General features: G+C 69.6%; 8 protein-coding genes. All 8 read left to right on the forward strand.

The features are described from left to right. Positions 1 to 910: 910 nt before the first annotated feature. The 8 genes from BMZ47_RS19985 (at position 911) to BMZ47_RS20020 (ending at position 12,794) form a co-directional block, all read left to right on the forward strand. Complete coding sequence (locus BMZ47_RS19985) at positions 911 to 2,122, forward strand: putative DNA modification/repair radical SAM protein (protein WP_091863920.1); 1,212 nt, start codon at positions 911 to 913, stop codon at positions 2,120 to 2,122. A gap of 146 nt (positions 2,123 to 2,268) precedes the next feature. Next, the gene (locus tag BMZ47_RS19990; RefSeq protein ID WP_091863921.1) at positions 2,269 to 3,738 is read left to right on the forward strand and encodes a UdgX family uracil-DNA binding protein; all 1,470 of its coding nucleotides are present in this window, start codon (positions 2,269 to 2,271) and stop codon (positions 3,736 to 3,738) included. Between the two features lie 116 nt (positions 3,739 to 3,854). Then, positions 3,855 to 4,151 carry a nucleotidyltransferase family protein gene (locus BMZ47_RS19995; RefSeq protein ID WP_007558701.1) on the forward strand — a complete coding sequence of 99 codons (297 nt, stop codon included), beginning with the start codon at positions 3,855 to 3,857 and terminating at the stop codon, positions 4,149 to 4,151. After that, complete coding sequence (locus BMZ47_RS20000) at positions 4,132 to 4,491, forward strand: HepT-like ribonuclease domain-containing protein (RefSeq protein ID WP_007558703.1); 360 nt, start codon at positions 4,132 to 4,134, stop codon at positions 4,489 to 4,491. Before BMZ47_RS19995 ends, BMZ47_RS20000 begins: the two co-directional genes overlap by 20 nt. 22 nt (positions 4,492 to 4,513) lie before the next feature. Further along, positions 4,514 to 7,666, forward strand: coding sequence for a DNA polymerase I (gene polA / locus BMZ47_RS20005; protein ID WP_091863922.1), 3,153 nt, complete (start codon positions 4,514 to 4,516; stop codon positions 7,664 to 7,666). A 160-nt stretch (positions 7,667 to 7,826) separates the two neighbouring features. Continuing rightward, a complete protein-coding gene (locus BMZ47_RS20010) occupies positions 7,827 to 9,914 on the forward strand; it encodes a hybrid sensor histidine kinase/response regulator (RefSeq protein WP_091863923.1) in 2,088 nt (695 codons plus the stop codon). A 55-nt stretch (positions 9,915 to 9,969) separates the two neighbouring features. Further along, positions 9,970 to 10,941, forward strand: a complete 972-nt coding sequence (locus tag BMZ47_RS20015) for an NADPH:quinone oxidoreductase family protein (RefSeq protein ID WP_091863924.1) — start codon at positions 9,970 to 9,972, stop codon at positions 10,939 to 10,941. A 170-nt stretch (positions 10,942 to 11,111) separates the two neighbouring features. After that, positions 11,112 to 12,794 (forward strand): methyl-accepting chemotaxis protein, encoded by a 1,683-nt coding sequence (locus BMZ47_RS20020; protein WP_091863925.1) that lies wholly within the window; start codon positions 11,112 to 11,114, stop codon positions 12,792 to 12,794. Positions 12,795 to 12,891: the final 97 nt, after the last annotated feature.

Here is a 12,891-nt window from a genome sequence, read left to right on the forward strand (position 1 = left end):
CGTTGAATCTTGGGTCGATGTTGAGCCGTTTCCGTCCCCATTCCCGACTCCGGCAGCAGGCGTTCCACCCCCTCCAACGCTTTCGCTGCCGTCGCTGCTACCGGATGAACCGCCAGGGCCAACTGAAATGTCACGCGAATTCACATCATCATCCACGCTTTGCGGCCGTAAAACACTGTCCTCATTGTTCGAGCGCGAACCCGTGTCCTGATATGCCCGGTTCGCCGCCGAAACGCTCTGACTACCGCCGTTACCCTGTTGGGATGGCGCTGTTGAGCCGTCCGTGCTGGCAAGGCTCAGGATTGCATCGCCCTGTCGGGGCGAGACAGTTTGCGCGGGGCGAGGATCGGCGGACGGATTGCTGGGCGCGGTTTTGACAGCGTCCGACCGATTATTGTCGGAGCTGACTACCGAGTCTGGGACGATGCGAGCTTGTAGGGCGGATGCCGGAACGATGGTGGCACTCATCAGACAACTCCTGTTCAAGCGACCCGGAGGACCGAGTCGAGTTCAAATATAGCCCCCAATTATGTAGAAGAATCCGCCGGACGCCAGCATCATGCTTGGTTTCGTCCATTTTTCGGCACCCATCAGGTGCCTCAGGCGAATTTTTTCGTCCACGAGACATAACAATGGAACGCGATGCCAAGGAATCAAGTGCGCGTCTGCTTTTTATAATTCCAATATTGATTCCGTAATTACTTAGTTATCATGTGTAAATTATTTATCTTTAATCCTTCAGGGCAAGTACTATACTAGCCGATACGTATTGTCCTGCCTCGGCATTCTGAGCAGGACGCCATGCGGAAACGAGCCAGGGGATTGCCTGCGCTCGGGGTGCGGCATCGCGGACGGGGGCCGGGCGCCGGTCGGCCTTGCCTCTTGAGGCCTCTCGTTCATTGTCTGTTCGATGGACGAGACCCTGGCCAAGAAACTGCGCATCCTGGCTGATGCCGCCAAATACGACGCCTCCTGCGCCTCCTCGGCGGCGCCGAAGCGCGCGGCCGGGAAGGATGGGCTGGGCTCCACCACCGGGGCGGGCATCTGCCACGCCTACACGCCGGATGGGCGCTGCGTCTCGCTGCTGAAGATCCTGCTGACCAATTGGTGCCTGTTCGACTGCGCCTATTGCATCAACCGGCGGTCCTCGAACGTCCGGCGGGCGAAATTTTCCGTCGAGGAGGTCGTGAACCTCACCCTCAATTTCTACCGGCGCAACTACATCGAGGGCTTGTTCCTGTCGTCCGGCATCATCAAGTCGCCGGATCACACGATGGAGCTGCTGACCCGGGTGGCGAAGTCGCTCCGGCGCGACCACGGCTTCGCCGGCTACATCCATCTCAAGTCGATCCCGGAGGCGAGCCCCTGGCTGATCGAGGAGGCCGGCCTCTACGCCGACCGGCTCTCGATCAATGTCGAGCTGCCCACCGAGGCGAGCCTGGAGCGGCTGGCCCCCGAGAAGGACGGCGCCGCGATCCAGAACGCCATGGCGCAGATCGGCGAGCGCATCGTCGAGGCCAAGGCCGAGAAGCGGCGCTTCTCCCCGGCCGGGCACTCGACCCAGGTGATCGTCGGGGCCGACGCCACCACCGACGAGGCGCTGATCCGCAAGAGCGCGCATCTCTACGGCAGCGTCGGCCTGAAGCGGGTCTATTATTCGGCTTTCAGCCCGATCCCGGACGGGTCGTCGATCCTGCCGCCGAAGCCGCCGCCGCTCCAGCGCGAGCATCGGCTCTACCAGGCCGACTGGCTGCTGCGGTACTACGAGTTCACCCCCGACGAGGTCGCCGACGCCTCGGACGGCGGCATGCTCGCCCTCGACATCGACCCGAAGCTCGCCTGGGCGCTCAAGCACCGCGAGAAATTCCCTGTCGACGTCAACAAGGCCGACCGGGAATGGCTGCTGCGGGTGCCGGGCCTCGGTGCCAAGGCGGTCGACAAGATCGTCAAGGCGCGCCGCCACGCGACCCTGCGCCTCGACGACGTCGCCCGGCTGACCTCCGGGCTGAAGCGCGCCCGCCCGTTCCTGATCGCCGCCGACCATCGCCCGGTGGGGCTGACCGACCGGCTCGACCTGCGCGAACGCCTGGTCGAGCCGGCCCGGCAGCTGAGCTTGTTCTGATGAGCGGCCTGCGTGCATTCCCTCCCCCCGCTGTGGGGGAGGGTGGTCCGCGAAGCGAGTCGGGGGAGGGGAGCGACGATGCCGGACAGGGCGCGACGATTGCTCCATCCACCACCGTCGCGCGGCCCCTCTCCCGACCCTCGCTCATGCGAGGCCCACCCACCCCTGCAGAGGGGGGAGGGACTGCGCACGCGCCGCAGAGCATCCTCCTGCGCCCCGGCGCCGATCTCGCCGGCTTCCGCGATGCCGCGCGCCGGCTCGTGGCGCAGGGCGTCCCGCCCGAGGCGGTGACGTGGTCGGTGACGGATTCGCCCAGCCTGTTCGGTGCCGAGACGGCTCAGGCGCCCGCCGGCCCGCTCGCCCTGCCCAAGGCCGTCGCCGGCCTGATCCCCCAGGTGATTCCCCATCGCGATCCGGAGCGCTACGGCCTGCTCTACGCCCTGATCTGGCGGGTCTGCCGGGGCGAGCGCCATCTGATGGAGGTCGGCAGCGATCCCCTGGTCCACCGCCTGCACCGGATGGCGAAGGCGATCGGGCGCGACCTGCACAAGATGCACGCCTTCCTGCGCTTCCGCCGCGCCGAGGATTCGGGGGGCGAGCATTTCGTGGCGTGGTTCGAGCCCGACCACCATATCCTGGAGGCGGCCGCGCCGTTCTTCGTCGCGCGCTTTCGCGGCATGCGCTGGTCGATCCTGACGCCCGACGGCTCGGCGCATTGGGATACCGAGACCCTGGCCTTCGGTCCGCCGGGGGACCGGGCTGCGCTGCCCGAGGGCGACGGCTTCGAGGCCGGCTGGCAGACCTATTACGAGAGCACGTTCAACCCGGCCCGCACCAACCTGAAGGCCATGCGGGCGGAGATGCCCAAGAAGTACTGGCGCAACATGCCCGAGACCGCCGCGATCCCCGCCCTCGTCCGGGCGGCGGCGGGACGGACCGAAGCCATGATCGAGAGGGAGCCGACCTTGCCCACACGCCGCGAACCCGCCCGCGCCGTCGCCGCCATGGCCGACCAGGACCCGAAGAGTCTCGACGCGCTGAACGCGATCATCAAGCGGACCGAGCCGCTGGTCCCGGGCGCCACGCAGGCGGTCCTCGGCGAGGGGCCGGTCGGCGCCACCATCGCCTTCGTGGGCGAGCAGCCGGGCGACCAGGAGGACCGGCAGGGCCGGCCCTTCGTCGGACCGGCGGGGCAGCTGCTCTCGCGCGCCATGGCGGAGGCCGGGATCGACCGGGAGGCGAGCTACCTCACGAACGCGGTGAAGCATTTCAAGTTCGAGGAGCGCGGCAAGCGCCGCATCCACCAGAAGCCGACGGCCGGCGAGGTCAGCCACTACCGCTGGTGGCTCGACCGGGAACTCGACTTCGTCGCCCCGAAGCTCGTGGTCGCGCTCGGCGCCACCGCGGTTCTGGCGCTCACCGGCAAGGCGGTCCCGATCACCCGGGCGCGCGGCCCGTTCCGGTTCGACCGGCTCGACAACCGCTTCCAGGGCTTCATCACCGTCCACCCGTCCTACCTGCTGCGCCTGCCCGACGAGGCCAAGGCGGAAGCCTACGCGGCCTTCGTGGACGACCTGCGCCGGGTGGAGGAGCTCGGACGCGAGCTGGCCGCGTGAGGGGCCGTCGCGGCTGAGTTCCGACAATCCGGCGGGAATGCAAGCAGTCAGGCTTGAGCCCTCACACCCCGTTTCTGTTAACCTGCCGGCCATCGCATCCGCACGGCCCCTCCGCCATGGACAGCCACGCCGCCCTCGCCATCCTGCGCGCCAACGAGGCTGAGCTGCGCCGTCGCGGCGTCCGGCACGCGGCCCTGTTCGGTTCCGTGGCCCGCGGCGAGGCCCGGGCGGACAGCGACCTCGACGTGATGATCGAGATCGATGCCCCTGTGGTGGGCGGCGTCTACGGGTATGTCGGGCTGTGCCGGTTCATCGGCGACCTGTTCCCGATCCGCGTCGATGTCGCCAACCGCGCGGGCTTGAAGGACCGGATCCGGGAGCGGGCCGAGCGCGATGCCCTTGTCGCCTTCTGAGCGCGACCGCGCCGCCTGCTCGGATATCGTCGCCAACGCGCAGCGGGCCGTCGCCTTCGTGGCCGGGTTCACATTTCCAACCTTCGCGGCGGACGACCGCACCCACTACGCCGTCGTGCGCTGCCTGGAGATCATCTCGGAGGCGAGCCGCCGGCTCAGCTCCGCCGCGAAGGCCCGGCATCCGGATGTGCCGTGGCGACTGATCGCGGGTGCGGGCAACGTCTACCGGCACGGCTACGACAGCGTGACTCTGGACATCGTCTGGCTCACCGTCCACGACGAACTGCCCGTTCTCGTCGCGGCCTGCCGTGCCGAGCTGGACCGCGCGCCCGAGCCCTGATCGCCCCGAGACGCCTTCGCCCATGACCGCCGAGATCGCCATCGCAAGTCCCAAGAAGGTCGGCCCGGGTGATCAGGTGATCCTGGTCGACGGCTCGTCGTTCATCTTCCGGGCCTATTTCCAGTCGATCAACCAGGACCAGAAGTACAATTCGCGGCCCTCGGACGGGCTGCCCACCGGCGCGGTGCGGCTGTTCTGCACCAAGATCGCGCAGTTCATCCAGGAGGGCGCGGCCGGCACGATGCCGACCCATCTCGGGATCGTCTTCGACAAGTCCGAGGGCTCGTTCCGCAAGGAGATGTTCCCGGACTACAAGGGGCACCGCCCCGACGCGCCCGACGACCTCAAGCGCCAGATGCCGCTGATGCGCGACGCGGTGCGCGCCTTCGGCCTGCACGCGGTGGAGCTGGAGCGCTACGAGGCGGACGACCTGATCGCCACCTACACCCGCCAGGCGGAGGCAAGGGGCGCGGGCGTCATCATCGTCTCCTCCGACAAGGACCTGATGCAGCTCGTGGGGCCGCTGGTCCGGTTCTACGATTTCGAATCCGGCGCCAAGGGCAAGGCCGGCTACCGGCCCGAGCGCAACCTCGATGTCGAGGCGATCATCGCCAAGTGGGAGGGGCTGCAGCCCAACCAGATCGGCGACGCCTTGGCGCTGATCGGCGACACCTCCGACAACGTCCCCGGCGTGCCCGGCATCGGGCTGAAGACCGCCGCCGCGCTGATCAAGGAGTTCGGCAGCCTCGACGCGCTGCTGGAGCGCGCGGGCGAGATCAAGCAGCCCAAGCGCCGCGAAACCCTGCTCGCCAATGTCGAGCAGGCCAAGCTCTCACGCAAGCTCGTGGCGCTGATGGAGGACGTGGCCGTCCCGGTGCCCCTCGACGACCTCGCCGTGCCCAAGCCCAACCCGGAGAAGCTTGTCGGCTTCCTCAAGGCGATGGAGTTCAACACCCTGACCCGCCGCATCGCCCAGATGCTGCATGTCGATCCCGAAGCGGTGAAGCCCGATCCGGCCCTGCTGCCGGGCGCCCGGCCCCACGGCTACCGGAACGGCGCCGGCGGCAGCGACGCGGTGCCGTTCTTCGGCGATTCCGTGCCGCCGGACCCGGAGACCGCGGCGGCCGGGGCCGAGCGGCCGCCGGGCGCCGCCCCGCCCGAGGGCGGCGAGGTCGATCCCTTCGCCGATCTCGACCTGCCGGACGCGCCGGCCAAGCCCCGGGCGCCGATCGAGGCGACGCCGGGCAACGTCGTCGCGGCCCGCGCCGCGGAGGCGGTGGCGCCGTTCGACACCGCCGCCTACGAGACCGTCGCGTCGCTGGAGCAGCTCGACGCCTGGATCGCCGAGGCCGAGGAGGCCGGGGTGGTCGCGGTCGATACCGAGACCGACGCGCTCGACGCGCACAAGTCCGGGCTCGTCGGCGTCTCGCTGGCGACCGCCACCGGCCGGGCCTGCTACATCCCGCTGGCCCATATCCAGGCCGCGAAGGTGCAGGCCGATTCCACCGACCTGTTCGGCGAGGGCGCGGCGGCCTCCGATGTCGCCGAGCCGGTGCCCGGCCAGATCCCGCTCGACGCGGCCATCGCCCGGCTGAAGCCGCTCCTCGAGAATCCCGGGGTGCTGAAGGTCGGCCAGAACCTGAAATACGATTGGGTCGTACTCGCCCGCTACGGCATCGAGATCACGCCGTTCGACGACACGATGCTGATCTCCTACGTGCTCGACGCCGGCAAGGGCGGCCACGGCATGGATGAGCTGGCCCGGCGCCATCTCGGCCACCAGCCGATCACCTTCACCGACGTGGCCGGCACCGGCCGCAACAAGGTCAGCTTCGACCGCGTCGCCATCGACAAGGCCACCGCCTACGCGGCCGAGGACGCGGACGTCACCCTGCGCCTGTGGCGGATGATGAAGCCGCGCCTCGTCGCCGAGCGGCGGGTCGCCGTCTACGAGACCCTGGAGCGGCCGCTCCTGCCGGTGATCGCCCGGATGGAGCAGCGCGGCATCCGGGTCGACCGCGAGATGCTGAGCCGGCTCTCGGGCGATTTCTCGCAGATCCTGGTCCGCCTGGAGGAGGAGATCCAGGAGGATGCCGGCGAGAAGTTCTCCGTCGGCTCGCCCAAGCAGATCGGCGACATCCTGTTCGGGAAGATGGGCCTGCCGGGGGCGAAGAAGACGCCGTCCGGGCAATGGGCGACGCCCGCCACGCTGCTCGAGGAACTGGCCCAGGCCGGGCATCCCCTGCCGAAAAAGATCCTCGAGTGGCGCCAGCTCTCGAAGCTGAAATCCACCTACACGGATGCCCTCCAGACCCATGCCGACCGGGAGACCGCCCGGGTCCACACCTCGTTCTCGCTGGCGGCCACGACGACGGGCCGCCTGTCCTCCTCCGAGCCGAACCTGCAGAACATCCCGATCCGCACCGAGGAGGGCCGCCGCATCCGCCGGGCCTTCGTGGCCGCGCCGGGCAACCGCCTGATCTCGGCGGATTACTCGCAGATCGAGCTGCGGCTCTTGGCCCACATGGCCGACATCCCGGAGCTGCGCAAAGCGTTCGCGGACGGCATCGACATCCACGCGGCAACAGCCTCGGCGATGTTCGGCGTGTCGCTCAAGGACATGACCCCCGACCTGCGGCGCCGGGCCAAGACCATCAATTTCGGCATCATCTACGGCATCTCGGCCTTCGGGCTGGCCGACCGGCTCGGCATCGGCCGGGAGGAGGCCTCGGCCTTCATCAAGCAGTATTTCGAGCAGTTCCCGGGCATCCGGGACTACATCGACAGCACGAAAAAGATCTGCCGGGACAAGGGCTACGTCACGACGCTGTTCGGCCGGGTCTGCCACTACCCGCAGATCCGCTCCAACAACCCGTCCGAGCGGGCCAGCGTCGAGCGCCAGGCGATCAACGCCCCGATCCAGGGCTCGGCCGCCGACATCATCCGCCGGGCGATGACCCGGATGGAGACCGCGCTCACCGCCCAGAAGCTAAAGGTCAGCATGCTGCTGCAGGTGCACGACGAGCTGGTCTTCGAGGCCGCCGAGGACGAGGTCGATCGGGCGATCCCGATCATCCGCGGCGTGATGGAGGAGGCGCCCGCGCCGGCCTTGACCCTCAAGGTGCCGCTGGTGGTGGAAGCCAACGCGGCGGAGAATTGGCAAGAGGCGCATTGAGGGGGTAAAGCCAAGACCGGCGCACGCGCTCTAGCCTGGCCTTGGCGTTGTCCGTCTCAAGTTGGTCTAGCGCGGCGTCTCGAAAAGTGGTTTTCGGCTCGCGAGATGACCCAAAACCGAAACGCCGACGCTTTTCCATGACCCGGATCGCCATCGCCCCGTGACCGATCCCCTGGCCTTCCTCGCCGGCGGCGGCGAAGCCGCGCGGATGATCCGCGCGCGCGACTGGTCCGGCCATCCGCTCGGCCCGCCGGAGACCTGGCGGGCGGAGTTCCGTTCCGCCCTGTCGCTGGTGCTCAACTCGCCGGAATCGATGATCCTGGCCTGGGGCCCGGATCTCCATTTCTTCTTCAACGACACGTATGTGCCCCTGCTCGGGCCGCGCCTGCCCTGGGCCATGGGCGCGCGGTTCGATGAGGTCTGGGCCGATGGCTGGGCGCAGGCCAAGCCGATCATCGACGCCGCCATGGACGGTCGGCCCGAGCGGTTCACCGACCTGCCGTGGCGGCTCGATAGCGACCGGGGCGCCCGGGAGACGTGGTGGACCTTCTCGTATTCGCGGGTGCTCGACGCGGACGGCAAGGTCGCGGGCCTGTTCATCCTCACCAACGAGACCACCGGCCGGGTCCTGTCCGACGCCGCCCTCACGGACAGCCAGGCCCGGCTGGAGACGGCACTCGCCGAGCTGCGCGACCTCAATGCCTCGCTGGCCCGGCAGGTCGAGGAGCGCACCGCCGACCGCAACGCCCTGTGGACCCTCTCGTCCGACATGATGCTGCGCTGCCTGTTCGACGGGACGATCACCGCGGTGAACCCGGCCTGGACGGAGGTGCTGGGCTGGCGCGCCGACGAGCTCGTCGGCACGAACCTGATCGACTTCGTCCACCCGGACGATCTCGGCCGCACCGCCGAGGGCGGGCGCCAGCTCGCCGAGGGGCGCAGCCAGGCGCGCTTCGACAACCGCTACCGCCACCGGGACGGCAGCTACCGCTGGATCACCTGGGCGGCGCGGCCCGGGGAGACGGTGATCAACGCGGTCGGGCGCGACTTCACCGCGGAGCGCGAGCGCGCCGACGCCCTGGCGGCCGCCGAGGAGGCCCTGCGCCAGTCGCAGAAGATGGAGGCGGTCGGCCAGCTCACCGGCGGCATCGCTCACGATTTCAACAACCTGCTGGCCGGCATCTCGGGCTCGCTGGAGCTGATCCAGACCAGGCTGGCCCAGGGCCGGCTCAAGGATGTGGACCGCTACATCAACGCCGCCCAGGGCGCGTCGAAGCGCGCCGCCGCCCTGACGCACCGCCTGCTCGCCTTCTCCCGCCGGCAGACCCTCGACCCCAAACCCACCGACGTGAACCGGCTGGTCGCCGGCCTGGAAGAGCTGATCCGGCGCACGGTCGGCCCGGCCGTGACGGTCGATGTGATCGCCGCCACGGGCCTGTGGCCGGCTCTGGTCGACCCGCCGCAGCTCGAGAACGCGCTGCTCAATCTGTGCATCAACGCCCGGGACGCGATGCCGGAGGGCGGGTCGATCATCATCGAGACCGCCAACACCGCGCTCGACGCGCGCGAGGCCCGGCAGCGCGACATGCCGCCGGGGCCGTATCTGCTGCTGCGCGTCACCGATACCGGCACCGGGATGGCGCCGGAGATCGTCGGCAAGGTGTTCGAGCCGTTCTTCACCACCAAGCCGCTCGGGCAGGGGACCGGCCTCGGCCTGTCGATGATCTACGGCTTCGCCCAGCAATCGGGCGGCCAGGTGCGGATCGTCTCGGAGCTCGGCCGGGGCACCAAGGTCTGCCTCTACCTGCCCCGCCATGGCGGCACCGTCGCGGAGGAGGATCCGCTGGCCGCCGCCGGGGCGCCGGCCCGGGCTGCGCCGGGGGAGACCGTGCTGGTGGTCGACGACGAGCCGACCGTGCGCATGCTGGTCACCGAAGTGCTGGAGGATCTGGGCTATACGGCGATCGAGGCCGCCGACAGCGTCGCCGGCCTCAAGGTGCTGCAATCCGACGTGCGCATCGACCTGCTGGTCAGCGATGTCGGGCTGCCCGGCGGCATGAACGGGCGGCAGATGGCCGAGGCCGGGCGGTCCACGCGCCCCGGCCTCAAGGTGCTGTTCATCACCGGCTACGCGGAGGCCGCCGTGCTCGGCAACGGCCAGCTCGACCCCGGCATGCAAGTGATCACCAAGCCGTTCGTGGTCGAGGTGCTGGGCGCGCGCATCCGCGAGATGATCGGGACGGCTTGACCCCGCCGCCGGTCCGGGCCTGAACAGAGCGAAAGACACCAACCGGGAGGACAGGATGCGGGCGCTGCTGTGCACGAGGCTCGACGGGCCGGAGCATCTGGAGATCGTGGAGCGCCCCGATCCGGTGCCGGGCCCCGGGCAGGCCCTGGTGCGGATCCGCCTCGCCGCCCTCAACTTCTTCGACACGCTGATCGTGGCCGGCCGCTACCAGGTGAAGCCGCCGCTGCCGTTCTCGCCCGGGGGCGAGGGCGTCGGCGTGGTCGAGGCGCTGGGGGAGGGGGCTGCGGGCGTTTCCGTCGGCGACCGGGTCATCGTCCATGCCGGCTCCGGCTGCTGCGCCGAACGGATCGCTGTCGACGCCGCCAAGCTGACCCCGGTGCCGGAGGCCGTGCCGGACGCGCAGGCCGCGGGGATCACCATCACGTACGGCACCTCGCTGCACGCGCTCGCCAACCGGGCGCGCATCCAGCCGGGCGAGTGGCTCGCCGTGCTCGGCGCCTCCGGGGGCGTCGGCCTCGCCGCGGTGGAGCTCGGCCGGCTGATGGGAGCCCGGGTGATCGCCTGCGCCTCGTCGGAGGAGAAGCTCGCGGTCGCCCGCGCCCACGGCGCCGAGGCGACGCTGGTCTACGACCCCGCGACCCTGAAGGACGCGCTGCGACGGATCAGCGGCGGCGGGGTCGACGTGGTCTACGATGCGGTCGGGGGCGATTACGCCGAGCCCGCCCTGCGGGCCCTGGCCTGGCGCGGCCGCTACCTCGTCATCGGCTTTGCCGCCGGCGGCATCCCGCGGCTGCCGCTCAACCTGATGCTCCTGAAGGAGCTCGACGTGCAGGGCGTCCATTGGGGCGCCTTCCTCGACCGCGAGCCGGAGGCGCACCGGGCCGACCAGCGCCGCCTGCTGGCCTGGGTCGCCGAGGGCAAGCTCACCGCGCAGGTCCATGGCACCTACGCGCTGGCCGACTTCCAGGAGGCCTTCGGGTTGCTCACCCGCCGGGCGGCGGTGGGCAAGGTGCTGTTGCAGCCCTGATCCGGCGGGGGCGTTGCCCCGCTCCAGATGTCAGTCGGCCGGCGCGAAAGATCTTCCGCGGTCTTCCGCGCCGATCCGCCGTGCTTTTGAGATGGGGCGTCGAAATTTAAACTCTTTTTGTCATCCCGACGCGCTAAGGTTCAATGCGGCGACGTGGGATGGAGGGTAGAATGCAGTGGGCGCGTAGTATTGCCATTCGATTGTTTCTTGTATCGTTTGTTGGCTTCGTTCTTCTGATCGTCAATTCGCTGACCAATATTCTGAGCATTCACGACGTGCATGAGTCGGCCCGGGAGATGCGGGAGGTCTGGAACGTCAAGAATCACGAGCTGGACGATCTCCAGTTCCTGGCGCTCCGGTACCACACGACGACGATCCGCAAGGTGATCGCCGAGGACAGCGCCGAAAACCGCGACCTCGACGCCGAGTTCACCGAGATGGATGCGGCCATTCCCGAGAAGTTCAAGCAGTACCGGTCCCATCTCGGATCCGCCGACGAGACCGCCCTGTGGAACGCCTTCGAGGCGCGGTGGCAGGCCTATCTCGCCGCCCGCGAACCCATCATGGCGGCGCTCAAGCGCGGTGACCGCAACGCCGCCCGCGACGCCATCGCGCCGGCCCGCACGCCCCTGGTCAACGTCTTCGGGGCGCTGTCGGACCTGGCCAAGGTCAATGCCGCGGGCACGCAGGCCGCGACGCGGCGCGCCGAGGACGCCTACAGGACCGCCTGGACCGTGACGGCCGCCCTGCTGGTCGCCGGCCTGGCCGCGACGGCCGGAGCCCTCCTGCTGATCCTGCGCGGCGTCGCCCGCCCGATCCGGTCCATGACCGCGATCATGGCCAGGCTGGCGGCGCAGGACCTGTCCGTCGCCGTTCCCTATGCCGGGCGGCGGGACGAGATCGGCGCCATGGCGGCCTCCGTCCAGGTCTTCAAGGACGGCCTGATCCGGGCCCGCGCGCTGGAGGCGGAGACCACCCAGGCAAGGCAGGCTGCCGAGGAGCAGCGCAAGACCGGCATGCGCCAGATCGCGGACGCCTTCGAGGGCGCGGTGGGCGGCATCATCGGGACGGTGTCGGGGGCGGCGGCGGCTTTGCAGACCACCGCCACGACGATGACCAAAACCGCCTCCGGCACCGCCAGCCAATCCCTGCGGGTGGCGAGTGCGGCCCAGCTGGCCGCCGCCAACGTCAACACCGCGGCTTCGGCCGCCGAGGAACTCGAGACCTCCGTCCAGGAGATCGGCCGCCAGGTCTCGAACGCGGCGGCGCTGACCCAGGCCGCCGTCGAGGACGCGGCGTCGACGGCGCATCTGGTGCAGGAGCTCAGCGGCGCCGCCGCCCGGATCGGCGACGTCGTGACGATGATCACGACCATCGCCGGCCAGACCAACCTGCTGGCGCTCAACGCCACGATCGAGGCGGCGCGCGCCGGCGAGGCCGGCCGCGGCTTCGCCGTGGTCGCCGCCGAGGTGAAGGAACTGGCGAGCCAGACCGCGAAGGCCACCGACGAGATCGGCGGCCATATCGGGCGGATCCAGGCCTCCACCGACGACGCCGTCTCGGCGATCGGCCGGATCGGCGGGCGGATCCAGGAGATCAGCGCGGTGGCGACCCTGATCGCCGCCGCCGTCGAGGAGCAGGGGGCCGCGACCCAGGAGATCGCCCGCAACGTCACCGAGGCGGCCTCGAGCGCCGGCGAGGTGACGAGCAGCATCTCCGGGGTCGCGGACGCCGCCAACGAGACCGGGGCGGCGGCCGACCAGGTGCTCAGCTCGGCGTCCGAGCTGTCGCTGCGCTCCGAGCATCTCCGGAGCGAGGTGACGCATTTCCTCGCGACGGTGCGCGCCGCCTAGAGCCGGTCCCGAGCGCGTTGCCATCGGGCTCGGCTCCGAGTCCGCGATCGCAACGCGCGCTCGCTTACGCCGAACCGATACCCGCCTCGGCGGCCCG

This window comes from Methylobacterium brachiatum (genome assembly GCF_900113845.1).
In the GTDB taxonomy this organism is placed as follows: Bacteria; Pseudomonadota; Alphaproteobacteria; order Rhizobiales; family Beijerinckiaceae; genus Methylobacterium; species Methylobacterium brachiatum.